Origin of the sequence: Roseospira goensis (assembly GCF_014197795.1) — a bacterium.
Taxonomy (GTDB): Bacteria; Pseudomonadota; Alphaproteobacteria; order Rhodospirillales; family Rhodospirillaceae; genus Rhodospira; species Rhodospira goensis.
Genome location: NZ_JACIGI010000014.1, coordinates 46,202 through 69,700, shown reverse-complemented (window position 1 = coordinate 69,700; position 23,499 = coordinate 46,202). Strand labels below are relative to the sequence as shown.

17 protein-coding genes are annotated in these 23,499 nt (G+C 72.5%); 3 read left to right on the top strand and 14 right to left on the bottom strand.

Annotated features, from left to right (window positions below; all coding sequences use genetic code 11):
• Positions 1-30 precede the first annotated feature (30 nt).
• From GGD88_RS09870 to GGD88_RS09860, 3 genes are all read left to right on the top strand, one after another.
• Positions 31-1,053, top strand: a complete 1,023-nt coding sequence (locus tag GGD88_RS09870; protein ID WP_184434896.1) for a GlxA family transcriptional regulator — start codon at positions 31-33, stop codon at positions 1,051-1,053.
• A gap of 127 nt (positions 1,054-1,180) precedes the next feature.
• A complete protein-coding gene (locus tag GGD88_RS09865) occupies positions 1,181-2,359 on the top strand; it encodes a GlxA family transcriptional regulator (protein ID WP_221237091.1) in 1,179 nt (392 codons plus the stop codon).
• Positions 2,360-2,452: 93 nt separating this feature from the next.
• Positions 2,453-2,731, top strand: a complete 279-nt coding sequence (locus GGD88_RS09860) for a TMEM165/GDT1 family protein (RefSeq protein WP_184434893.1) — start codon at positions 2,453-2,455, stop codon at positions 2,729-2,731.
• Here GGD88_RS09860 and GGD88_RS19155 read toward each other — a convergent pair whose 3' ends face one another.
• From GGD88_RS19155 to GGD88_RS09790, 14 genes are all read right to left on the bottom strand, one after another.
• A complete protein-coding gene (locus GGD88_RS19155; protein ID WP_184434890.1) occupies positions 2,732-4,294 on the bottom strand; it encodes a class I SAM-dependent methyltransferase in 1,563 nt (520 codons plus the stop codon).
• A 72-nt stretch (positions 4,295-4,366) separates the two neighbouring features.
• The gene (gene tagF, locus GGD88_RS09850; RefSeq protein WP_184434887.1) at positions 4,367-5,104 is read right to left on the bottom strand and encodes a type VI secretion system-associated protein TagF; all 738 of its coding nucleotides are present in this window, start codon (positions 5,102-5,104) and stop codon (positions 4,367-4,369) included.
• A gap of 8 nt (positions 5,105-5,112) precedes the next feature.
• Positions 5,113-8,826, bottom strand: a complete 3,714-nt coding sequence (gene tssM / locus GGD88_RS09845; RefSeq protein WP_184434884.1) for a type VI secretion system membrane subunit TssM — start codon at positions 8,824-8,826, stop codon at positions 5,113-5,115.
• Between the two features lie 35 nt (positions 8,827-8,861).
• Positions 8,862-10,406 carry a type IVB secretion system protein IcmH/DotU gene (gene icmH / locus GGD88_RS09840; protein ID WP_184434881.1) on the bottom strand — a complete coding sequence of 515 codons (1,545 nt, stop codon included), beginning with the start codon at positions 10,404-10,406 and terminating at the stop codon, positions 8,862-8,864.
• Between the two features lie 59 nt (positions 10,407-10,465).
• Complete coding sequence (tssK, locus tag GGD88_RS09835; RefSeq protein ID WP_184434879.1) at positions 10,466-11,800, bottom strand: type VI secretion system baseplate subunit TssK; 1,335 nt, start codon at positions 11,798-11,800, stop codon at positions 10,466-10,468.
• Between the two features lie 72 nt (positions 11,801-11,872).
• The gene (gene tssJ / locus GGD88_RS09830) at positions 11,873-12,433 is read right to left on the bottom strand and encodes a type VI secretion system lipoprotein TssJ (protein ID WP_184434875.1); all 561 of its coding nucleotides are present in this window, start codon (positions 12,431-12,433) and stop codon (positions 11,873-11,875) included.
• 263 nt (positions 12,434-12,696) lie between these two features.
• A complete protein-coding gene (gene tagH, locus GGD88_RS09825) occupies positions 12,697-14,469 on the bottom strand; it encodes a type VI secretion system-associated FHA domain protein TagH (RefSeq protein ID WP_184434872.1) in 1,773 nt (590 codons plus the stop codon).
• A gap of 40 nt (positions 14,470-14,509) precedes the next feature.
• Complete coding sequence (locus GGD88_RS09820; RefSeq protein ID WP_184434869.1) at positions 14,510-15,154, bottom strand: DUF6931 family protein; 645 nt, start codon at positions 15,152-15,154, stop codon at positions 14,510-14,512.
• A 65-nt stretch (positions 15,155-15,219) separates the two neighbouring features.
• The gene (locus tag GGD88_RS09815) at positions 15,220-17,100 is read right to left on the bottom strand and encodes a type VI secretion system Vgr family protein (RefSeq protein ID WP_184434866.1); all 1,881 of its coding nucleotides are present in this window, start codon (positions 17,098-17,100) and stop codon (positions 15,220-15,222) included.
• A gap of 125 nt (positions 17,101-17,225) precedes the next feature.
• The gene (locus GGD88_RS09810) at positions 17,226-17,699 is read right to left on the bottom strand and encodes an Hcp family type VI secretion system effector (protein WP_184434863.1); all 474 of its coding nucleotides are present in this window, start codon (positions 17,697-17,699) and stop codon (positions 17,226-17,228) included.
• A 179-nt stretch (positions 17,700-17,878) separates the two neighbouring features.
• Positions 17,879-20,641: a type VI secretion system ATPase TssH gene (gene tssH, locus GGD88_RS09805; protein WP_184434860.1), complete on the bottom strand. Its 2,763-nt coding sequence runs from the start codon at positions 20,639-20,641 to the stop codon at positions 17,879-17,881.
• 399 nt (positions 20,642-21,040) lie between these two features.
• A complete protein-coding gene (locus GGD88_RS09800; protein ID WP_184434857.1) occupies positions 21,041-21,469 on the bottom strand; it encodes a hypothetical protein in 429 nt (142 codons plus the stop codon).
• 125 nt (positions 21,470-21,594) lie between these two features.
• Positions 21,595-22,860 (bottom strand): FAD-dependent oxidoreductase, encoded by a 1,266-nt coding sequence (locus tag GGD88_RS09795; RefSeq protein WP_221237090.1) that lies wholly within the window; start codon positions 22,858-22,860, stop codon positions 21,595-21,597.
• Positions 22,861-22,879: 19 nt separating this feature from the next.
• Positions 22,880-23,413, bottom strand: coding sequence for an invasion associated locus B family protein (locus GGD88_RS09790; RefSeq protein WP_184434854.1), 534 nt, complete (start codon positions 23,411-23,413; stop codon positions 22,880-22,882).
• Positions 23,414-23,499: the final 86 nt, after the last annotated feature.

The window sequence follows — 23,499 nt, the reverse complement described above, 5'->3', positions numbered from 1 at the left end:
ATGCGCACAAGCTGGGAGCCGTGTCGCCCCATGTCCCCACCGGCCGCGACCGAGGCCCGCCTCAAGGTGGGATTCCTGCTGCTGCGGGACTTCACCCTGCTGCCGTTCGCCGGGTTCGTCGACGTGCTGCGCCTGGCCGCGGACGAGGGCGACCGCAGCCGCCCGATCGCCGCGCGCTGGACCATCATGACCGCCGACGGCCGCCCGGTGCGCGCCAGTTGCGGCACCCGGGTGACGCCCGACGATGGCCTGCGTGCGCCGCGCGGCTTCGACTATATCGTGGTGGTCGGCGGCCTGATCCATCAGGGGCCGGTCCAGGCCCCGGGGGTGCTGAGCTATCTGCGCGAGGCCGCCGCCGCCGGGGTGCCCCTGGTGGGCCTGTGCACCGCCGTGTTCACCCTCATCGACGCCGGCCTGATGCGCGAGCGGCAGTGCTGCGTGTCCTGGTATCACTACTGGGATCTGGTCAAGGCGTTCCCCGAGGTCACCCCGGTGGCCGACCGCCTGTTCGTGGTCGACGGGCCGCGCATCACCTGCGCCGGCGGCACCGGGGCCGTCGACCTGGCGGCGTGGCTGGTGGACCGCCACCTCGGCACCGCCGCCGCGCGCAAGGCGCTGCACATCCTGGTCAGCGACGGGGCCCGGCCGCCGGACACCCCGCAGCCGATGGACATCGCCACCGGCGGGGTTCCGGTGCGCGACCCCCGCCTGCGCCGGGCGTTGCGCATTCTCGAACACACGCTGGCGACGCCACCGCGGGCCGGCGATCTGGCGCGGCGCATCGGGCTGTCGCGGCGCCAGCTCGAACGCCTGTTCCGCGACGAGTTGAACACCACGCCCTCGGCCTACGCGCGCGGGCTGCGGCTCCAGCACGGCCACTGGCTGGTCACCCGCTCGCAGCGCAGCTTCACCGAGATCGCCCAGGAGTGCGGGTTCGCCGACGCGTCCCACTTCTCGCGCCACCTCAAGGCCGCCTACGGCGCCACGCCGCAGGTGCTGCGCGCCGCCGCCCGGCGGGAGAGCCCCCTCGCCGTGCCACCCGCTGCCGATTGATACGCGGCCGAACACTTTCCGTGTTTACGCCCCCGCCCTTTTTGCGCTGTGATAGAGGAACTCCGCCCGGCGCCCGCGTTCGGGGCCGGTGCCGACAGGCGAAAGGATCGCGGCCTGAGAGGCGGACATGTTCAAGGCCAGACGGGACGGCGACGCCCGCCATTTCCAGTTCCTTCTGCTCCAGGGCTTTTCCATGCTGGCGTTCACGTCCAGCGTCGAGCCGCTGCGCACCGCCAACCGGCTGGCCGGCCGGACCCTGTACACCTGGGAGATGCTGACGGTCGACGGCGGCCCGGCGGTGGCCAGCACCGGCATCCACATCCTCCCCGACGGGCGCATGGGCGCCTCGCCGCACCAGCCGGACGCCATCGCCGTGTGCGCCGGCCTGGGCATGGAGGGCTTCCGCAACGGCGCCGTGACCGGATGGCTGCGCCAGGCGGCGCGCAAGGGGATCTCGCTCGGCGGGCTGTGCACCGGCGCGCTGGCGCTGGCGCGGGCCGGGTTGCTCGACGGCGTGCGCTGCACCATCCATTGGGAGAACATGGAGGGCTTCGCCGAGGAGTTTCCCCGCCTGGAGATCACCGCCACGCTGTTCGAGGTCGACGGCGAGCGCTTCACCTGCGCCGGCGGCGCGGCGGCGCTCGACATGATGATCGCGCTGATCCGGTCGGAGCACGGCGAGTCGCTGGGCATGAAGGTGGCCGAGGCGCTGATCCACACCGGGGTGCGCCGGCCCGACGATCCGCAACGCCTGGCCCTGCGCGAGCGCACCGGCATCAGCCACCCCAAGGTGCTGGCGGCCATCGCCCGCATGGAGGCGCACCTGGAGACGCCGATCCCGGTCGACGACCTGGCCCGGGACGTGGGGGTGTCGGAACGCCAGCTCGAACGGCTGTTCCAGAAGCATCTATCGGTGTCGCCGTCGCGCTACTACCTCAACCTTAGGCTGTGGCGGGCGCGCGCCTTGCTGGCCCAGACCTCGCTGACCGTCCTTCAGGTGGCGGTGGCGAGCGGATTCACGTCGGCCTCCCATTTCACCAAGTGCTATCGCGCCTTCTTCGGCCAGGCCCCGAAACGCTGGCGGCTCGCGCCCGATCTGGTCAGGCCGGCCCCCGGGGTCCCGCCACTCCCCACCGCCCCGGTGCCGGCGCCGGGCGTGATCGAGGAACCGCTGGCGGTCGAACTCGACGTGTTGCAGGAGACCGACCCGAGCGGCGAGGCAAGCGGGACGGCGAACCTTGCCGCCGACGCGCCGCTGTCGCGCGCCCCCACCGCGACCGAGGACCCCTCGGCCGCCGCCCCGTGAGCCGCGCCCGGGACGCCGCAAGCTCTCGTCTTTCCACGCCGCCGATGCTATGGACCGGGCATCCCGCCACCTTCACCAAGGGAGCCCGCCCCCGTGGTCCAGTCCCTGCTCGCCATCTTCGTGACCGTGTTCCTGGCCGAACTGGGCGACAAGACCCAGATTGCCACCCTGCTGTTCGCCACCGACGGCAAGCTCAACCCGCTGCTCGTGTTCCTGGCCGCCGCCGGCGCGCTGGTCGCCTCCACCGCGGCGGCGGTGGCGCTGGGCACGATGGCCGAACGCACGCTCACCATGGTGCCGCTCAAGCTGATCGCGGGGATCGGGTTCATCATCATCGGCACCCTGACCATCATCGCCCACTTCAGGGCCTGATCAGGCGCGCACGACCGTCTCCGGCAGCATGCCCAGGCCGCGCCAGATCGGCAGCCGGTCGGGCCGCATGCGGCCGACCATGTCGGCCAGCAGCGCCCGGCAGCGGGTGGGGTCGTCGATGCGCTCGCCCTTGTTCAACAGGGTCTCGCCGACGGCCTCGAACGGCCCCCAGACGTGCTCCACCAAGGCGTCGGTCTGATCCGGGACGCCCTGCCACAGGCCGTCCAGCACCAGGCACTCCAGCCCCGACAGCTCGAACGCGCTGCCGAGCCGCGGCGCCAGGGCGGTCACCCGGGTCCCCAGCCCGCCGGCCCGCACCGCCGCCGCCCCCCGCGCCAACGCCCGCCGGCTGGTGGCCACGGCCGACTCGGGCGGCGGCGCCAGGCACGGCCAGGCGAAGCCGGCGGACACCAGCAGCGCGGCCGACTCCAGGGTGGTGTCCGTGGCCCCGGCCAGCGGGCCGTCCACCAGGGCACCCAGCGTCTGCGGTCCGCCCTCCCACAGCGCCTCGGCGGCGGCGCGGAACTTCGGCGACAGCGTGATCTCCCCGGCCGGAACCGACAGGGTGTCCGCCGCCTCGGCCGGATTGACGGCCGCGCACATCAGGGTCTCGCGCAACCTGTGGTGCCGCTCCCCCTCCGTCATTCGACGCACGCCACGCATGAACAGGTCCTTGCGCAGGATCCGGCTGATGAAGAGGTCGCGCAGGGTCTCGCGCACGTGCGGCACCGACACCTCGCCCAGGGCCTCGGCCTGGGCCGGCGTCAGCATCAGTTCGGGGAAGTTCTCATAGGGGACGGCGCTACCGGCGTACTCCAGCCGGGCCTCCGCCATGTCGCGCGCCACGTCGCTGTGATACAGCGCCGACCAGGAGGCGTTCATGTACTCGTGCACCAGATAGGCCGGATCGGCCTGGTCCAGCTTCTCGAACAGCCCTTCCATCAGGCCGCCGCCGCTCAGGTGCAGGGCGCCGGCGGCCCGCAGCGCCTTGATGCGCTCGATCCCGTGGCGCAGGCGGTGGTCGCTGCGTCCGGTCACCAGCGACGCGGCCTCCCGCAATGCCCGCTGCACGATGCCCATGGCGGCCGAGCCGGGCATCGCGTTGTAGCTCAGGTAGACCAGCCCCCCGGCCCGCACGCCGTGGCGCAGCAGCGCCCGCACCGCCGCCCGCTCGGGCGCGCCGATCCAGCCGTAGACGCCGTGGATGACGGCCAGGTCGCAGCCCGGCAGGGCACCCGGTTCGCGCGCCAGGTCGACGAAGTCGGCGTCCAGCAGGGTGACGTTGGTCACCCCCAGGTCGGCGGCGCGCCGGCGCGCCCCGGCGATATGGGCCGGGTTGAAGTCGACGCCGAAGAAGTGGCAGGCGGGATGCGCCACGGCCGCCGCGATCAGACCACCCGCGTGACCGCAGCCCAGCTCCCAGACCACCGCGCCCGGCTCCAGCACCGGCGGGTGCACCCCGGCCAGGGTGGCGGCCATCAGCAGATTGACGGGGGCCAGCGCCGGATAGGCCTGCGACGTGTACGGAATATCGGTGACGTAGCCGTCCGTCTGGGTCTGCATGCCCTGTCCCTTCTTGGTCTTCTTGGCCTTCTTGGTCTTGTTGGTCTTGTTGGTCTTGGGCTGGCCCGGGTGCTATCCCCGGTCCGGGTCCGGCCCGAGCCAGCCGCGCGCCCCCCAGGCCCCATCGAACAGCGCCACCGCGGCGGTGGGGCGCGGCCAGCCGTGCACCCGCAGCACGCCGGGTTCGACCCGCTCCGAGCCGTCCGTCCACCACAGGCCGTCGGCCCCACCTGGGGACAGCCGCCCGGCCCCATCGAGCAGGTGGCACACCGCGCCGACCGCGTCGCCCGGCTGCGCGCCGCCGAGCGGCACCCACACCCCGGCGGCGTCGGCCCCCCGGCCCGACGTCGGCCAGTCCCACGCCAGATCGTCCAGTGCCGCCTGGAGCGCGTCGGCCTCCAACTCGTCGTCCTCGTCCAGCGCGCGCAGGGCCAGCGCCTCCAGGGCGTCGAGCAAGGCGGTGCCGTCGCGCGCCGCGGCGGCCAGGGATTCGCACCCCTCGGCGGCGGCGGCGATCACCAGCGGGAAGTAGCGCCCGACCCGGTCCACGCTCGGCACCAGCACGCCGGTGCGCGCCACCCCGTCGAGGCCCGCCAGCCCACCGCCGGTGGCGAAGCGCCACACCGGCCCGGTCAGGTAGGCGTCCAGCCAGTCGTCCTCGCCCAGGTCCTCGCGCAGGGCCATCATGAGCGCGCCCAGCCAGCCGTCCCACGCCGCCGCCACGGCGTGGTCGAGGCCACGGCGCACGAAGTCGCCATGCGCCGGCAGCTTGCCGAAGAAGCCAATCCCACCCCCCGTCTCGGCCATCATCGCCCCCCTCACAGCGACCCGGGGCAGCGGAACGCCTTCAGCGCCGGCAGGTTAAACGGGTTCATCACGCTGCCGGCCCGGATCTCGAACACCGCCGCATGACCGCCGGCGCTGAACTGGACCCGGAAGCGATCGCCGGTGCCGCCGCCCATGCGCCGGCCCTGGTCCAGCAGGCGGAAGAACGCCCATGGTCCCGCGAACGCCGCCATGGATGGCTGTCCCGTCGCCGCGCTTTGGAACGTCAGGCGGGTGCGTCCGCCCGATCCGGGCCAGCTCAGCCGCGCCGCCTGCACCGGCCCGTGGGCATAACGGACGGTCTGGCCGTCGATCTCCATCACCACGCTGTCGGCGCCGGCGTCGAGCGACACCGGCGTGACCTCGAACGGGACGCTGAGCTGGAGCCCGCCGGTGGGGAAGAAGGCGTCGCGGATGGCGGCGGCGCGTTCGAACTGGGCCAGGGTGGCGCGCGACAGGCCGATGTCGATGCCGTTGTGGCGCCGGCTGCGCCACGGCTTGCGGCCCATGTCGACGTAGCGCATCAGGTTCTGCCGGAAAAAGCCGTCGATCAGGCCGTTGGGCGCGAACAGCCGCTGGAAGTCGGCCAGGGCCACGTCGCTGCCGCTGCCGGACGCGAACGGATAGCGGTTGTGGAGGGCCTGACGGCACAGCGGCAGCACATCGGCGGTCCAGGCGTCGTTGAGGGTCTCCTGGGTGCTGCTGACCGCGACCGACTGACCGCCCGAGGCGATGTGCTCCAGCCAGCCGGCCAGCGGCGCCGGCACCTGCGCGGCCTCGTCTTCCAGGCGCCGGACGGCGTCCACGCCGCCACCGCCGCCACCGCCGCCGGCCACGCCGGTCATGGCGGCCAGGCTACCGCCACCGTCGGCGACCCGGCGCAGCTCGTTGTAGGCCTGCTCGAGCTGGCGGATGGTTCCGTCCAGAGGTGGCGCGCCGCCATCCATCGCCAGCACATACTCGTGCAGCGCACGGAAGCGGTCGTTGACGAACTGGCCCGGCAGCGCCCGTTCGCTGGCGGCGCCGGAGCCCAGGCCGCCGCCGATGCCGCCCCCGCCACCGGTGAAGCTGGTGTCGGAGAAGATGCCGGCCAACCGCTCGATGGTCGAGAGCGCCCCGGTGCCCAGGCCCAGGGTCTGGGTCACCTGGCGGGCCTCGCTGGCGGCCTGTTCCACCGTCTCGGCCTGTTGGGTGGCGCTGCCGCCGGCGGTCAGGCCGGCAATGGCGCCGCTGATGCCGCCGTCCGCCTCCGGCCGGGCGAGCCGGGTCTGCTGCGCCGCCTCATACAGGACGTTGCGCAGGGGCGAGTTGGCGCCCGACAGGATCGCCAGCACCTCGGTGGCCTCGTTCGCGGTCTCGAACGGCTTGATAGCGATGTCGCCCAGCAGGCCGTCCCACTCGGCCACGTAGTCGTCCATATACAGCGCGGCGAGGTCGCGCTCCAGCAGGCGGATCTGGGCGTCGTCCAGGGTGGCGGCCGCGCCCAGAACCCAGCTCTCGGACGCCACCTCGCGCGCCACGTCGACCAGGGACGGCAGGAAGACCGTGTGGAAGCCGTCGTAGGTGTAGAAGCCGTCGATGCCCTCGTCGAGGCCGGCCCCGGAGCGGCGCACGAACACGCGCCGGCCCGCCGGACCGGCGGCGTCGATCACCCGCCACTCGGGCAGCGCCTTGGCGGCGCGGCTGTTGCGGATCAGGGCATAGGCCCGTTCGGCCAGCGGCTGACGTTGCAGGATCTCGCGGGTGCGCTGCACCAGGGGGCCGTCCACCGGCATGGTGCGCAGCGTGGCCTCGGTCAGCGCGGCGACATGGCCGTCGATGGCGGTCCGCGCCGGCTCGTTGCGCGCGCCCGGGTAGCGCCGGGTCGCATCGAAATGCGCCCACTGGCGCAGCAGCGCGGGGTTCACCGGTCCCTGTCCGCCGACCATCAGATACATCTTGAGCAGGCCGTACAGCGCCTCGGTCTCCTGGGCCTGCACCAGCATCTCGCGCAGGCGGTAGGTCAGGCGCGGCAGCAGCAGGCTGTTGAGGGCCTCGCGGTAGGCGGTGCGGGTCTGCTGGGCCAGCTTGTCGCCCTGGTAGAGCCCGAAGCCGGAGCCGGTCGGGCGCGGCGCGTCCTTCTCCGCATAGCCGGTCGGCAGGGTGCGCAGCGTCTCCAGCGGCGGCAGCACCGGCAGCAGGTCGGAGGACTCCACGACCATGGTCTCGCCGTCGCCTGGAATAATCTGCGCCACCTGGGTGCGGTACTGGGCCAGCCCGTCCGTCACCCGCGCCATCAGGTCCAGGTTGACGATGGTGCTCCAGGTCCACAGCCCGACAGCCGTCAGCAGCACCACGGCGGCGGCGGCGATGGCGCCGCCGCGGATCAGGCGCTGGCGGCGTTCCACGGCGCGGTTGCGGCCGACCATGCCGGCCTCCTGGAACAGCACCTCGCGCAGCAGCCGGGTGATGAAGTAGCTGCGGCCCTGGCCCCGGAAGGCGCCGAAGCGCGCCGGCGGCACGCCGAAGCGACCGGCCAGCCCGGCCATGACGCGGTCGATGGGGGTGCCTTCCTGGGTGCCGCTGGTGAAGTACACACCGCGCAGCAGCACCGGCTCCTCGTAGCGGCCGGCGCGGAACGCCTCCTCCAGCACCTGCATGACCGGCTCGCGCAGCGAGGCCACCTGGAGCGGGAAGCCGGCGATCAGGCCGGCGCGGGCGTAGTCGTCCTCCTGGTGCAAGCGGTCGACGCGCCGCTGTTCCAGCCGCTCCAGCAGCAGGTCGAACTCGCCCGGGAACAGGTCCAGCGGGTCCGCCCCCTCATCGCGCTTGGGGTCGCGGAACGGGAAGGTCATGCCCCACACCTGGGCGCGGTCGTCGCGCCGCATGTCGGCGAAGAACTCGACGAAGCCGGCCACCAGGTCGACCTTGGTCAGCAGCACGTAGACCGGCAGCCTGAGGCCGAGCTGGTCGTACAGCTCGGCGATGCGCTTGCGGATCGACAGGGCGTGGGCGCGGCGCTCCTGTTCCGAGGCGGTCAGGATGTCGGACACGCTGATCGCCACGATCAGGCCGTTGACCGGCTGGCGCGGGCGCGCCTTGCGCAGGATGCCCAGAAAGCCGCCCCAAGCCGCCGCGTCCACGGCGGCGTCGGAGTCCTGGGTGGTGTAGCGCCCGGCGGTATCCAGCAGCACGGCCTCGTCGGTGAACCACCAGTCGCAGTTGCGGGTGCCGCCGGCGCCCGAGACCTTGGCCTGTTGCGGGTCGGTGCCGAGCGGAAAGCCGAGGCCGGAGTTCAAGAGCGCCGTCGTCTTGCCCGACCCCGGCGGGCCGATGATCATGTACCAGGGCAGCTCGTACAGGTACTGACGGCCGCTCTTGCCGTCCTTGCGGCGCATGCGCTGCAACTCGCCCAGGGCGCGCTCCAGCCCCTTGCGCAGCGCCTCCACCTCCGGGCCGGCGTCGCCCCCCGCGGCAGCGTTCGCGGCCACCCCCTCGACCAGCGCCGCCTGGCGCTTGCGTCGGCGCAGCACGCCCCAGACCACGAACCCGGCCCAGATCACCAGCAGGATCAGGGACACCAGCAGGCGCGCGGCGATGCCTTCCAGCGGCCGGGCGCTGCCGAAGCCGATCAGGGGGCCGAGCAGCCACACCAGCAGGATGAGGAACAGGGTTCCGATCAGGCCGATGAACCAGCCGCTCTTGAGGATGGAGGCGATCTTGCTCACGGTCGGCATCCGTCGCTGTCGGGGTGCAGGGCCGGTCAGGTGCCCTGCTTGATGAGGATGATGTCGGTGCGGCGGTTGGCCTCACGGCCCTCCGGCGTGCCGTTGTCGGCGATGGGCTCGGTCGCCGCCTTGCCCTCCACCGTCAGGCGCGACGGATCGGTCAGCAGCGGCTTGAGCTGGTCGCGCACCGCCTCGGCGCGGGCCAGCGACAGGTCGAAGTTGGACGGGAAGCGCACGGTGCGGATGGGCAGCGAGTCGGTGTGGCCCTCGACCACCACCGTGCCCGGCTCGTCGTTGAGCGCCAGCCCGACGCGCCGGATGACCTCGCTGAACCGCTCGCTGACGGTGGCCGAGGCGGACTCGAACATGCCGCGCGCGCGCAGGCGGATGGTGATCGCCTGGGCGTTCTCCAGCACGTTGACCAAGCCCTCCGCGATTTCCGGCTCCAGGAAGCCGCGCACCCGCTCGACCTGGGTTTCCACCTCGGGCGGCGGCTCCGGCGGTGGCGGCGGCGGCGGGGTGACCTGTTCGATGACGATGGCCCCGGTCGGCGGCAGCCCGGCGAAGGCGGCGTAGAGATCATCGCTGTCGGAGTTCAGCCACCAGGCGAACCCCAGGTAGAGCAACACCAGGGCAACAGCGGTGGCGCTGACGATCACCCACACCGGGATCAGCGAGGAGACCGGCCGGTGACCCGCCGTCACGCCGCGCCAGTGCGGCGACAGGTCCTCCGGCAGTTCGCCGCGGATGTCGGCCAGCAACCGGTACAGGCCGTCGCGGGTGCGGCGGTGCTCGCTGCGGCCGCGGTCCAGCACCCGCATCTCGCCCTCGAAGCCCAGCGACAGGCACAGATAGATCAGTTCCAGCACCCGGCCGTTGCGGCCCGGGTTGTCGCTCATGCGCTTGAGCAGGTTGAAGAACCGCTTGCCGCCGTAGGCCTCGCCGTGGAAGCAGACGGTCATGCCCTCGCGCGCCCAGATCGAGCCCGACCCCCAGGGGGTGTTGAGCACCACGTCGTCCATGGTGGCGGACAGCACGTAATGGGCGGTGCGATGCTGATCCTCGGGCACGTCGGTGGTCTTCAGGCGCCGGTTGAAGCTCTCGAACTCGTCCATGACGCGGTCGCGCAGCGCGTCCGGATCGCGGTGGGTGCCGCCCAGACGCAGGCGGGCGATCAGGCTCAGCAGCGGCGCGGCGGCGGCCACGATCGGGTTGTGGCGCGAGCGTTCGGCGAGGGATTCGGCGATGTCGCCGACCGGCGCCGCGGTCGCCCCGCCGCCGGCGGTGGCGCGTCCGCCCTCGCCGCGCCCCGGTTCGGCCCGGGCGCCGCCCGGGGACGGCCGCGCCGGGGCGTCGGCGGGCTCCGGTTCCTCGAACGGCGACGGCCCCCGCGCCGCGGCGGGCGGTGGGGGTGGCGGGGCGGGCTGGCGCGGCGGCGGCGCGGCGCGCCCCTGCCCGCCGCCAGGTCCGCCGCCAGGTCCGCCACCCCCGGGGGGGCGCCGGCCCGGCGTCGGCCGGATCACGGTGCGATCAATGTCGCCCGGCTCGCTGAACGGATCGTTGTTGTCGTCGTCGGCCATCGCCGTCCGCCCTCCCCCTGCCTGCACCGCCGCGCGGCGGCCGGCCCGTCATGACCCCGTCACTGCCGGATCGCCCACAGCTCCATCTCGACCCCCGGATAGTCGCCCCCGATGTGGATGCCGATGCCGCCCGAGGTGGCCAGCCGGCGCCAGAACTCGCCGGACTTGTCCAGCTCGAAGTAGACGAAATCGGCGTGGTACGGGATCTGGCGCGGCGCCACGGCCAGCGGGCGGGCGTCGATCCCGGGCAGCGCCGAGTTCACGAGCTGGCGGATGTCCTCCACCGGGCCGATCTTGACCTGATGCGGGAAATGCCGGCGCAGCACCTCGGTGGAGACCTCGGCGCGCACCGCCAGCACGAACACCGCCTGGTTGAGCAGGCTGCGGTCGGAGATCGGCGACACCAGCACGCCCGACTTGGTGGCGCGCAGGTCGAGCTGGATCGCGGTCTGTTCCAGCACCGCGCTCAGGGACTGGCGCAGATCGGCGATGACGGGATCGAAGGAGCCTTGCAGGTCCTCGTGCCGATAGGGCGGGAAGCGCGCCGGCCGCCGCGACTGGGCGGCAAAGGTGGCCAGTTCGCCGGCCATCTCCAGGCACAGGACGTAGAAGCGTTCCGGATGCACCTCGCCGCTGGTCGCCCAGTGCGCCAGCAGCGGCTCGTAGCGGTTGGTGGCCTGCAACAGCAGGAAGTCGGCGATCTCCGCCACCCCCTTGGTGCCGGAATGGGCCAGCCGCGCCGCCAGCGCCTCGCCGCGGTGATGCAACAGGCCCTGGATTTCGGTCAGCACCGCGAACAGCGGCCGCGCGGCCCGGCACACCAGGGCGGGCGGGATGTAGGCCGGATCCAGCTTGACGCGGCCGTTGGCGTCCACCTCCACGATGCGCGCCAGCCCCAGACAGGCGTAGCCGGCGCGATCCTCCCCCTCCAGCCGGTAGCGCAGGCGCTGGCGGGCCACCTGCACGTCGGCGGTGACGTCGGACCCGGCGATGGTATCCAGGGCCTCGAAGTCCGCCGCCATGAAGCGGGCCGTGGCCTCGCCCCGGCTGTCCATGGCCATCTCGGACAGGCCCGGCCGGCGCAGCGGCAGGGTCAGGAACACCTCGGCGCCGCGCGCCTTGTCGGTCACCTCCAGCGGCGGCGGCGGATCGGCCTCGTCGGGGATCGCGAAGGGGGTCCCGTCGGGCAGCACGCCGCGGCATTCGGTCACCGCGAAGCGGCCGGTCTCCAGGAGTTCGGCGTCCACGCCAAGCGCGCTGATGCCCCAGGGATAGGGCGTCATGTCGGCGGTGCGGTCCTGGATCAGCCCTTCCAGCGCCCGGTCGGCCTGCTGGAAGTGCTGCGCCCGCAGGAACATGCCCTCCGACCAGACGACCCTATTGCGCCAACCCATGTTCGCCCCCGCCCCTGCTCTCGATCCCCACCGGTGCCGCCGTGCCGGCGCCGCCCCCCCGATGCCGCGCCGTCATCGCGCCCCCTGTCCGTCCGCCGCGTCCGGCCGTCGCGCCGTGACGGCGCGCTGCGCGATGGTGACCCCGAACCGTCCGAGCTGCACCACCAGGTCATTGCGCTGGCCCGGGGCCAGGCTGGCCAGCGCCCGCCAGGACACGCCGTCGAGGTCGCGGTAGGCCGCCACCACGCCGACATAGGCCACCCCCGGCCGGGTACCGCCGGACAGGCTCTGCTGGCTCTGCGGCCGCACGAACAGCGTCTCGCTGCCGGCCAGGTCGTCGCCGAGCACGGCCGCCGGATCGTCGGCCAGCGCGAAGAAGTCGGCGTTCTGGAAGGCGGCCGCCTGGCGCAACCAGAACACCGTCACCCGCACCGGCGACGCGCGCCCGGCCGGGTTCGGGTTGACCTGATCGTCGGCCACCAGCGCCAAGTTTACGGAGATCGGCGCCGGTCCGCGCGGGGCCGGGGTGCTGACGCAGGCCCCCAGGCCGGCGACCAGCAGGCCGACGCCACCGGCGACGACGGCCCGGCGCGTGATGCCGGAGCGCGGGATGTGTGACGGTGCGTGGGTCATGGCACGTCCCCTGAGGTTGACCCGGGAGGGTGGTCCTGATCCGGTGTGCCCCGGTCGAGGGGCCACCCATTATTCAAGGCTGACCCGGGCGTCCCGATCCGGCGTTGGGGGTCCGGCGTTGGGGGTTCGGCGTTGGGGGTCCGGCATCCGGGACCCCGGTTCGTCCGCCGAGCGCCGCCTCGGTCCCCCTGCTGGCCCAATCCGTCGCGGCACGGGTCGTTCCGCCCATGGTTCCAAACTGTACACGGCGGATCCGGAGCGAGCTACAGGTCTTTGACGAGCGTCTCATAGGCTTTCCTGAACTCGCGATTGAACCGGCTGTCGAAGTCGTCCGCGGCCTCGTCGGCCAGATCCCGGTAGTGCGTCTCGTACAGCTCCCAGAGTCGGGCCTTGCGCCCGCCCGCCAGCAGCCGCCCGAGCCCGTGGCGGTCCTCCAGCTTGGCCTCCAGGGCGGTCGGATCGAAGGCGGACAGCACGGCGCGGATCGCCGCGCTGGAGCCGGCCATGGTCGCCATCTCGTGGCCGCGCAGGTCGCGGAACGCCTCCTCGGCGGCGGCCTTTCCGTCCAGGTAGGCCGGTCCCGGCGGCGCCAGCAGGCGCTCCAGCGCCTCGCGGCCGTCGACCGAGAACTTGAGCGCGTTGTTGCCCTTGGCCCGGATCATGGTCTGTTCGGCGCGCATCTCGCTCTTCAGGGTGGCGCGGGCCGCCAGCAGGTCGCGCACGCCGTCGGTCATGACGGCCAGCAGCGCCCCGGCGGTCTCGAACACCGCGTCCGGAGACGTCCCCTCGGGCAGCCGCGACAATCCGGCGCCCTTCAGGAACGCCGCCACCAGCGCCCCCGCATGGCCGGCCACATGGCCGGCCACATCGCCGGCCGTCTCCCCAGCCGGGGTGGGCGCGGATCGGGGCGGGCTCGACATGGGCGCGGCCGGGGCGGGCGCAGCCGGGGCGGGGGCCGGCTCTTCAGGCGCCGCGAACGGATCGGGCCGGTCCGCCGGTCCGGGCGGCGTGGCCGGCGGCGCCGCGTCGGGCGGCGGTGCGGCGCCCCCCCCCGGCGCCTGCCCGCGCGGCTCCAGCGGGGCGGCCCCCAGGAAGGCGTCCAGGTCGTCGTCGATCTCGCCCACCTCTCCGGTGCCTTCGCGCGGTGCCCCCGCGCCCTCCGGCGGCGCGTCCGCCGCAGCGTCCGGCGCGCCCGTTTCCAAGGGGTCGCTGCCCAACAGCGCATCGAGGTCGTCGGGGGCCGCCGGCGGCACCGTCGCGGCATCGGAGGCGACACGCGACTGGGGACCCGATGGCGCGGGCGCGGCCCGCCCCGGCTGCAAGGGCGCGTCGCCCAGCAGGGCGTCCAGGTCGTCGTCCCAGCTCTCGTCCAGCACCTTGGGCGCCGGCTGGTGCATCACCCGCTGCATGGGCATGCTGTCGTGTTCGGCCGGGATGTGATCCGAGGGCGTCGCGGGGGGCTGCGCCCGCTTCGCCGGGCGGATCGGCTCGGCGTTCCAGTCGGCGGGGCCGTCGTCGAACGGCGACAGGCTGCCGGGCGCCCCGCCGCCCAGACCGCCACCGGCGCCGCCGCCCGGACCGGCCGCCGGATCGCCGGGCGCGCCGCCGGCCTGCGGCCCCGACCCGGCGCCGTAGTAGGTGCGGTCCTCGAACTCCGGCCACGGCGAGGCGTCGCGGGCATAGTCCACCACGTCGACCCGCTCGACGTCGTCCTGGATGGCGGCCCGGAGTTCGTACTCGCCGAGGCGCATCACGTCGCCTTGCGCCAGCACCACGCTGCTGCCGCGCCCGACCGGGGCGACCGCACCGTTGATGAACACACCGTTGGTGCTGGTGTCGGTGAGCACGAAATCCGACCCGGTAAAGGCGATCTCGCAATGCTGCTTGGACAGGTGGCGTTGCGGGTCGGCCAGGATCCAGTCGTTGTCGGGGCCGCGGCCGATGGTCAGGCTGCCGCTTTCCAGCCCGCGGGTCTGGCCCGGCGGGGTGCCGCCGGGCGGGCTGCTGACCAGTTCCAGGGAGAGCATCGCGGACATGGGAGCCTCTTTGTGCGGCGCGGGGGGCACGGCGACCGGGTCAGGGCGGGGCGGCGGCGGCGTCGATGGCACCGGTCCCGCCCTCGGCGATGTCGCGGCCCTGCGCCAGGAAGCGCCGGAACCGCGCCGGTGCCTGGGCCGGGTCGTGCATCACGGCGGCCATGATGATCGCGTTGGCGACGGTGCGGGCGGTCAGGGATTCGTCCGGCGGCACCGCCGGCACCTCGTCGGGCGCGTCCGGCGGCACCAGGCTGCCGCCGCTCCAGGCCGCCGCCAGCGCGGTCAGCGCCGCCGGATTATCGGGCCGCTTGCTCTCGACGATGCGGTAGCAGGCCTGCCGGCGCTCCTCGACCGGCTTGTAGACCCACGCCTCGGCGGCCTCGACGCAGGCCACCGCCGCCGCGCTGGCACCCACCGTCTGCTGACTGTGACGGGCCGCCAGGCAGGCCCACCACACCGCCTCGCGCTTGGGCAGGGCATAGGCCAGCACCTTGACGGCATCCGGGAAGCGCCCGCCGCCCGCCAGCCGCAGCACGACGGCCTCCGGCGGGTCGTCGCCCGCGGCCTCCGGCAACGGCGTGTCGTCGTCGTCGCCCGGCACCGCCAGGTCGGCCGCCCGCGCCGCCTTGATCTTCTTCCAGCGAGCCGGGGCCGGAGCCCCCTCTCCCCGCGCCGAAGCCGCCATCGCGCGCGCCCCTGCCTGCCTGTCCGCCCGATCGTGCCCCGCCGCAGATGCCGCGACGGACGGCGTCAGTTGATCTTCACCAGCCCGCCCTGGAGGGTCAGGATGGCGGTGCCCTTCACGGTGGTCATCGGCGCCTGCAGGTTCAGCGACATGCCGGCGTCGATGTTGATGGTCATGGACTTCAGCGTGATGCTCATCTGATCGAGCTTGATGTAGGTCTGCCCCACCCGCAGCTCGATCGACTGCATCGCCTCGTGCTCGGACTTGCCGAGCTTGACGTGGGTGCGGTGGTTGCCCTGGCTGATCTCGACGTACTCGTTGCCGGTCTCCACCGTCTCGGTGCGGTGGCGGTGGATGGTCAGGGTCTGGTCGCGCCCCACATTGAGGGTGTCGTCGTTCTCCACCACCCGGTCCATGTTCTTCTCGGCGTGGACGTAGACCTGCTCCTCGCCCTTCTTGTCCTCGAAGCGCAGTTCGTTGAAGTTGGCCTCGCCGCCGCCCTTGGAGCTGCGGGTCTTGACGCCGCTCTGCGTCTTGTTCGCGGGCAGTTCGTAGGGCACCGGGTTCTCGCCGTTGTAGACGTAGCCGGTGATGATGGGCCGGTCGGCGTCGCCCTCGAAGAAGTCGACGATCACCTCCATGCCGATACGCGGGATGAAGATCCCGCCCCAGCGGCGCCCGGCCCAGAGCTGCGAGACCCGCACCCAGCAGGAGCTGCGCTCGTTCCGCTGGCCCTCGCGGTCCCAGTGGAACTGCACCTTCACCCGGCCGTGCTCGTCGGTGTAGATCTCCTCGCCCGCCGGCCCGACCACCTCGGCGGTCTGGGGGCCGATCACCACCGGCTTGTGGCGCGGCCGGTCGGGCCGGAACACCACGTCGGCCGGGATGCAGGTGAAGACGTTCTCGTACTCCGGCGGGTCGGCCTGGCCGGAGATGTGGGTGTAATCCCGCCCGCGGTGGATCACCCGGGTGATGGCGTGCGGGCTGTTCTGCTCGCCGTCCACCTCGTGGGTGGTCAGCGTGAACTTGGCGCCGGCGTAGAAGCCCGGGCAGAAGCTGTCGCCCTCGACCACGTCGAAGTCGCGTTCGGTCAACTCCATGCGCTTGCGCGTCAGCGGATCGCCGCGGCCCTTGTCGTAGTAGCGGCCCGGGTAATCGTAGATCTCCCACTTGTCGAGCCCGCTGATGGTCTTGACCGTGCGCGTGGTGGTCGTCAGGTCGGCGGACGGGCGCAGGAAATCGTAGTCCCGCTGGGTCCATTGGCCGGTGATGACGCTCTCGATCGGCTCCCAGCGCGTGATGATGTCGACCATGGTGCGTTGGGCGCGGAACGGCACCCGGTCGTCGAAGGTGTCGCCATAGCCGGAGGGGCTGTCGGCGACGACCATCATGTTGCCCTGCTCTTCGTGCTTGAAATAGAAGTAGAACCCCTCCTCGGCCAGGAGGCGGGTGACAAAATCATAGTCGGTCTCACGGTACTGGACACAGTACTTGCGCGCGGGTGGCTGGGTCTTGACTCCACCGAAGTCATAATCGGTGAAGCCGTAATCCTGAAAGATCGACTCGACAATTTCGATCGCCGTCTTATCCTGAAAGATGCGGCAGTCGCTCGTCAGCGTCAGGAACCACAGCCACGGCCGGATCTCGCAGTTGTAGTAGCGGTAATTGCGGGAGTACATCGGCCCGGCGCCGAAGCGCGTGACCAGCCCCGAGAAGTAGCGCGGCGTCTCCGAGGTCGGACGCTGCACGATGCCGGTGATGCGCTTGCCCAGCAGGTCCTTGCCGGTGAGATCGCGCAACGGCGAGATCATCTCGAACTGGACGCTGAAGAGGTCGGAGACGGCCTCCTCTCCGTCCAGCCGGGTCAGGATCATGGCATCCTTGCCCAGCGGCGTGCGCAGGCGCAGATAGCGCTTGCCTTCCTCGATCCGGAAACTCTCGCTCATCGCCTCATCCGACCGGCACCCCTGCTCCTGCGCCCGGCGCGTGTGCCCGGCGCCCCGACCCGGCGATCACGGGACGCACAGGGCGGGCGACGGCCGATCCCGCCGCCCCCCGATGGCCCCGCGGATCAGCCGCCCTTGGTGGTGGCCAGATCGTAGTGGGCGCTGGACGGCGTACCCTTGCCCTTCTCGTCGTAGGCGATGTGCTTGAACTCGATCTTCGTGAAGTTGAAAGAGATCGATTCCTGCGGCCGATCACCGCCGGACGACATGCTGTAGCCGCTCACCAGCGTATTATACAGCTTGTACTCGGCATAGGTGCGCCCCGGCTTGCCGGTCGAGACCAGATGGATCAGACAATCCTTGCCGTCGTGCCCGGTGCAGGCCTCCTGGAACAGCGAGACCGAGCCCTCGTCCATGGTCTGGGTGATGGTGACCTCGGAGACCTGCGGCTCGGAGGCCTCGCGGTTGCGGGCCGAGCCGACCGGCGTGCTGATGGCGCGCCCGACGCCCCACTGGACGCTCTCGACGTCCAGCCAGTCCTTGTGTTCCTCGTGCGTCCCGTTGCCCTTGATATTGCCGTACTTGACGAAAATGGCCATGACCCAGCTCCCTGCCAGTTCCCAGTTGTTGTCACGAAAGCACCCTCAACACCCCCTCAGCGGACCGAGCCCCGCGCTGTCCCGCCGGTGGCCCCCATAACAGCCCGACACAACAGCCCGACATAACAGCCCGACATAACAGCCCGACCGCCCGTCCCGCCTCGACCGCTGCGCCGGGCTCAGGCCTCGACGGCGCACAGGATGCGCTCCCCGTCGCCGACCCGCAGGCTGGCCCGCGTCACCGGCTCGCCGGCCGCCATGCGCGTCAGGATCTGCGCCGACAGGTCGGGCAGCACGGTGCGGGTCAGGATGCGGTCGATGACGCGGGCGCCGGACTCGACCTCCGTCGCCCGGGTGGCGATGAGGTCGACCACGGCGTCGTCCACGTCCAGCGACGCCTTGTAGGCGTCCGCCAGGCGGGTCTTCACGCGGCCCAGTTGCAGGTGCACGATCCCCTTGATGATGTCGGTGGGCAGGGGGAAGTACGGCACCACCGTCAGGCGGCCCAGGAACGCCGGCTTGAACACCTGCAACAGGTCGGGCCGCAACGCATCGTAGAGGCCGTCGGCGTCGGGCATGGTGTCCGGGTCCGCGCACAGGGCGTGGATGGTGTCGGTGCCGGCGTTCGACGTCATCATGATGACGGTGTTCTTGAAGTCGATGTCGCGGCCCTCGCCGTCGCGCAGCATGCCCTTGTCGAACACCTGATAGAAGATGTCCTGCACCCCGGGATGGGCCTTTTCCATCTCGTCCAGCAGCACCACGGAGTACGGCTTGCGCCGCACCGCCTCGGTCAGCACGCCGCCCTCGCCGTAGCCCACGTAGCCGGGCGGCGAGCCCATGAGGAGCGAGACCTTATGCTCCTCCTTGAACTCCGACATGTTGATGACGGTCATGTTCTGTTCGCCGCCGTACAGGATCTCGGCGAGGGTCAGCGCGGTCTCGGTCTTGCCGACGCCGCTGGTCCCGACCAGCAGGAACACGGCCAGGGGCTTGCGCGGATCGGACAGGTGGGCGCGCCCGGACATGACCGATTCGGCCACCACCTGAAGGGCGTGATCCTGGCCCAGGATGCGCTTGCCCATCTCGTCGCGCAGCGAGAGGATGGTCTTGATCTCGTTGGACACCATGCGGCCGACCGGGATCCCGGTCCAGGCGCCGACGACGGCGGCGATGGCCTGGCCATCGACCACCGCCTGCATCAGCGGGTCCTCCCCCTGAAGCGCCTTGAGCGCGGCCGACTTGGCCTCCAGGTCGGCGCGCAGCGCGGCGAGATCCTCGTCCGCCGGCGCCTCGCCCCCCCGGTCCGCCGGCGCCTCAACCGTCGCCCCTGCCCCCGCCTCGGCCGGGACCAGGGGGGCGGCGGCCGCGTCGCCGGGCGCGGCGCCGGCCCCGGCGGTCTCGCGGTCGGTGGTGTGCGCCGCCTCCAGCCGCCCGCGCAACTCGCGGATGGCGCCGATCAGGGTCAGTTCCTCCTGCCAGCGCCCCTCCAGCGCCTCCAGCCGGGCGGCGCCGTCCGCCCGCTCGGCCCGCATCGCCTCGGCATCCTCCAGCCGGGCGGGCGCGATCTGGCCCTCGCGGTCGGCGATGGCGATGGCGGTGTCGAGGGCGTCGATCTGGCGGCGCAGGTCCTCCACCTGGGGTGGCGTGGCGTGCTGGCTCAGCGACACCCGCGCGCAGGCGGTGTCCAGCAGGCTGACGGACTTGTCCGGCAACTGGCGCCCGCTGATGTAGCGATGCGACAACCGAACAGATTCCACCACCGCCTCGTCGAGGATGCGCACGCCATGGTGCTGCTCCAGCGTGTCGACGAGGCCGCGCATCATGCGCACGGCCGCCGCCTCGTCCGGCTCCTCCACCTTGATGACCTGGAAGCGCCGCGCCAGGGCGGCGTCGCGTTCAAAGTACTTCTTGTACTCGGCCCAGGTGGTGGCGGCGATGGTGCGCAACTCGCCGCGCGCCAGCGCCGGCTTGAGCAGGTTGGCGGCATCGCCCTGCCCGGCCTGACCGCCGGCGCCAATCAGGGTATGGGCTTCGTCGATGAACAGGATGATGGGCTGCGGCGACGCCCGCACCTCCTCGATCACGTCCTTCAGGCGGTTCTCGAACTCGCCGCGCACCCCGGCGCCGGCCTGCAACAGCCCCAGATCCAGGGTGCGCACGGCACAGGCCTTCAGCGACGGCGGCACGTCGCCGGCCGCCAGCCGCAGCGCGAAGCCCTCCACAACCGCCGTCTTGCCGACCCCGGCCTCGCCGGTGAGGATCGGGTTGTTCTGGCGCCGCCGGGTCAGGATGTCGATGATCTGGCGGATTTCCTGGTCGCGGCCCAGGACCGGGTCGATGGCGCCGTCGCGGGCGCGCTGCGTCAGGTCGATGGTGAACTGATCCAGCGCCCCGCCCTTGGCCGGCCCGCTGGCAGCACCCCCCGCCACCGCCGCACCGCCGCCGGCCGCCGTGCCCTGCGCCTCGGTCGAGTCCGCGGTGATGTCCGGCAGGGTGTTACCCAGAGCCTCGACCGAAATGGCCGCCAGCGGGGGCGCAGACTGCAACACCGTCGCGGCCAGGGTCTCGCGCTCCAGCACCGCCAGCAGCACGTGACCGGTGCGCACCCGGGTCTCGCCGTAGCGCAGCGAGGCCAGGGTCCAGGCCTCGCGCGCCGCCTCGATCACCTGCGGCGACAGCCCCGGGGTGCGGGCGTTGCCGGTCTTGAACCCGTCTATGGCGCGGGTGAGCGCGGCCGCGACCGCGCCGGCGTCGATCTCCTGGGCGCGCAGAATGGCGGCCACGTCGCCAGACGGGTCCTCCACCAGGCGCTGCACCCAATGTTCTATCTCAACGTTGAAGTGGGAGCGGGAGACGGCGGTCGCGACTCCCTCTTCCAGCGCGCGACGCGCATGCGGACCGAGTTTGCCAAGAAGGGAGTTGAGGTCGACGCCGGCCATGGGCTGGTCCCTTTTTTCCGGTTATTTCTCCGGCTCTTCTTCCATTTCTTTTACCGGTCTTTGTCCAGTTCTTCTTCCGGTCCTTCCAAGGTCCTCGCGGCGCGCCGGTACCGTGCCGCCTGGCGTCCTGCGGCCCCTTGCAGACGCCGACCGCGGGGCCACGCCGCCTCCCGTCCGGCCGCACCGGCACCACCGACGTTTCGCATCCGAGCCCACAAGTCGGATACTCGCACACATCGAACAGGACTTCGAGACGAACTATTGCCGAACACTGCTCTACTGCAAGGTGACTTGGCCGGATCGTTGGCGTTCCGGCGCGACCTCCCCCGACACGACCCTCCCACGACACGACCCTCCCCCGACAAGACCCTCCCACGACCCTCCAGGGCCGGCCCCGCGCTAGCCGCCGCTCCACCGTCGGGCGTCCGCCCGGCAGCCGTAGCGCACCGTCCCCAGCCCGGGCACGCCGCCCTCGATGATCACATCGCCCCCCAGCGGCAGCAGGGTCCACACCGGCTCCAGCACGAACGGACAGTGCAGCGCGAACCAGCCGTCGCGCAGCGCCGGGTCCATGCCCGCCAGGTCGCGGGCCCATCGGGGGTCGATGTCCAGCCGCACCCGCACCGACGGCGGGGCCGGGGTCACCGCGGCGACCACGGCGGTGGAGCAGAACGGCCCGCCAGCATAGAACCGCTCGGCCCAGGCCAGGGCGGCCCCCACATCGCCGCCGGCCGCGGCGGGGGTCACCGTCCCCGTCGCCCCCATCGCCACGGCCAGCGCCAGGGCGACCGTGGCCGATCCCGACCGTGCAGGCAGGCTCCCGGGCACACCCGCCTCCCGTCCGCGCTCCTCGTTTCGCCTCAGGATTGGATTTCACGCCGCGCGGGGGCCGCCGTCAAGCCACCCTGGGCACCGATCCCGCAGGCGAGACCGTGCACAGGCCTCTGTCCGCATCAGCGGTCGGGGCGGTACGGCGCCAGGTCCAGGTTGGGGCGGTGGCCGGTGAGCAGGGCCGCCACCAGGCGGCCGGTCGTGGCGCCGGCGGTGAGGCCCACGTGCTGGTGGCCGTAGGCGGCGACGACCCGCCCCGAGGCCGGCAGCGGGCCGAGCACCGGGAGGCTGTCGGGGGTCGACGGGCGAGCACCGGCCCAGGGGGTGGCCCCAGCGTGGCGCAGGTCAGGGAACAACTCGGCCGCGCCCCGCGCCAACAGACGCGGCGGCCGGGCGGCCGGCGGAGCCCCCGGCCGTCCGCCCAGCTCCACCAGGCCGGCCAGACGCACCCGCCCGTCCATCGGCGTCACCACCATCTTGCGCGCGGCGTCCATCATCGGGTGCAGCGGGCCGGGCGCGGCATTGGCCAGCTCCAGATGATAGCCGCGTTCGGCCGCCAGCGGCACGGTCGCACCCAGCGGCCGGGCCAGCCGATCGGCCTCCACCCCCGCTGCCACCACGACATGGCCGGCGCGCAGGTCGCCGGCTTCGGTGCGCAGCGTCACGCCGTCCGCGTCGGGCACCAGCGCCCGCACCGCGGCGGTCTCGATGCGCCCGTCCGCGGCGACGAAGGCCGCCGCCAGCGCCGCCACATAGGCGCCCGGATCGGTGACGATGCCGTGGTCCGGCAGGGCGACGGCGAAGCCGCGCGCCCGCGACAGCGCCGGCTCACGCGCCGCCAGCGCGGCCCGGTCGAGTTCCGTCCAGGTCAGGCCGGCGGCCGCGCGCAGGCGCCAGGCGAAGGCGTCGGCCTCGAACGCGCGACGGTCCCGGTAGAGATAGAGATAGTCGGTGGGGCGGAGGTAGCGGGCGGCCGGCGTGCCGGCGGCCAGCGCCTGGTGTGCGTCCAGGCTGTCCAGCAGCAGCGGCGCCAGCGCCCGCGCCGTGGCCGCGGTGCGCGCCGGCGTGGCCTGCGCCAGATAGCGCGCCAGCCAGGGCAGCAGCCCCACCAGACCGCCCCAGCGCACGAACAGGGGGCCGTCGCGGCGCAGCATCAAACCGGGCGCGGTCCGCCACAGCCCGGGCGTGGTCACCGGCACCACGGCGCACCGGGCCAGGATCCCGCCATTGCCGGACGAGGCCCCGGCCCCCGGCCCGACACGGTCCACCAGCACCACGTCACACCCCAGGCGGCGCAGGCTGAGGGCGGTCGCGACCCCGACGATGCCGGCCCCCACCACCACGACCGGTGGATCCCCGGCCGCGATCGGCGGAACGGCGGGGCTCACGGTCGCGGGCCGCGGGCGGCTACTGGCATTCGCGCGTGATGGCGCCGTGGGCGTTGGTGAAGCCCATGAGGGAATAGGTGTCGGTGGTCAGGGTGCCGCGCGACGAGGTGCCCTTGACCACCATGGTGCCGCCGGCCTTCATGGCGTCCACCAGCTTGGCGTCGTCCTCGTCGTAGGCCCAGGCGGTCTCGTCGTGGGTGAACAGCGTGAACTCGCGCCGGCCGTCGATCGAGACGCTGACCTCGCTCTTCTCTTTGTACGGGTAGCCGGCGACGAAGCTGACCACGTTGCGCGCACCCTCGGCCGGGCGGTGGCTGACGATGGCGAAGATATCGCCGCGCCGCGCGTAGTCCCCCTCGTCCTTCTGCGGGCGGCTGGCGATGTAGCAGACCTTGTTGCCGCTCTCATCGTAGGTGTAGGCGGTCCAGTCGCGGAACTTGCCGATCGTCTTGACGTCCTGGGCCGCGGCCGGCGACGCGGACAGAAGGGGCGCGGTGGCGGCGGCGGTGACCAGAAGCGCAAGGACGCGCAGGCCGCGCAGGGATGCCATCATCGTTGTCGATCCTCCTGGATAGACGTCCCCGCGCCGGCGGGCCGGCCTGACCGCGGGGAGAGGGGACGGAACGCGGGGGAGTCGGG

Coding starts and splice junctions, on each gene's coding strand:
- tssJ (WP_184434875.1), bottom strand. CDS start 12,433: ATGACCCACGCACCGTCACACATCCCGCGCTCCGGCATCACGCGCCGG.
- GGD88_RS09810 (WP_184434863.1), bottom strand. CDS start 17,699: ATGGCCATTTTCGTCAAGTACGGCAATATCAAGGGCAACGGGACGCAC.
- tssH (WP_184434860.1), bottom strand. CDS start 20,641: ATGGCCGGCGTCGACCTCAACTCCCTTCTTGGCAAACTCGGTCCGCAT.
- GGD88_RS09815 (WP_184434866.1), bottom strand. CDS start 17,100: ATGAGCGAGAGTTTCCGGATCGAGGAAGGCAAGCGCTATCTGCGCCTG.
- GGD88_RS09865 (WP_221237091.1), top strand. CDS start 1,181: ATGTTCAAGGCCAGACGGGACGGCGACGCCCGCCATTTCCAGTTCCTT.
- icmH (WP_184434881.1), bottom strand. CDS start 10,406: ATGGCCGACGACGACAACAACGATCCGTTCAGCGAGCCGGGCGACATT.
- GGD88_RS09790 (WP_184434854.1), bottom strand. CDS start 23,413: ATGATGGCATCCCTGCGCGGCCTGCGCGTCCTTGCGCTTCTGGTCACC.
- GGD88_RS09820 (WP_184434869.1), bottom strand. CDS start 15,154: ATGGCGGCTTCGGCGCGGGGAGAGGGGGCTCCGGCCCCGGCTCGCTGG.
- tssK (WP_184434879.1), bottom strand. CDS start 11,800: ATGGGTTGGCGCAATAGGGTCGTCTGGTCGGAGGGCATGTTCCTGCGG.
- GGD88_RS19155 (WP_184434890.1), bottom strand. CDS start 4,294: ATGCAGACCCAGACGGACGGCTACGTCACCGATATTCCGTACACGTCG.
- GGD88_RS09870 (WP_184434896.1), top strand. CDS start 31: ATGTCCCCACCGGCCGCGACCGAGGCCCGCCTCAAGGTGGGATTCCTG.
- tagH (WP_184434872.1), bottom strand. CDS start 14,469: ATGTCCGCGATGCTCTCCCTGGAACTGGTCAGCAGCCCGCCCGGCGGC.
- tagF (WP_184434887.1), bottom strand. CDS start 5,104: ATGATGGCCGAGACGGGGGGTGGGATTGGCTTCTTCGGCAAGCTGCCG.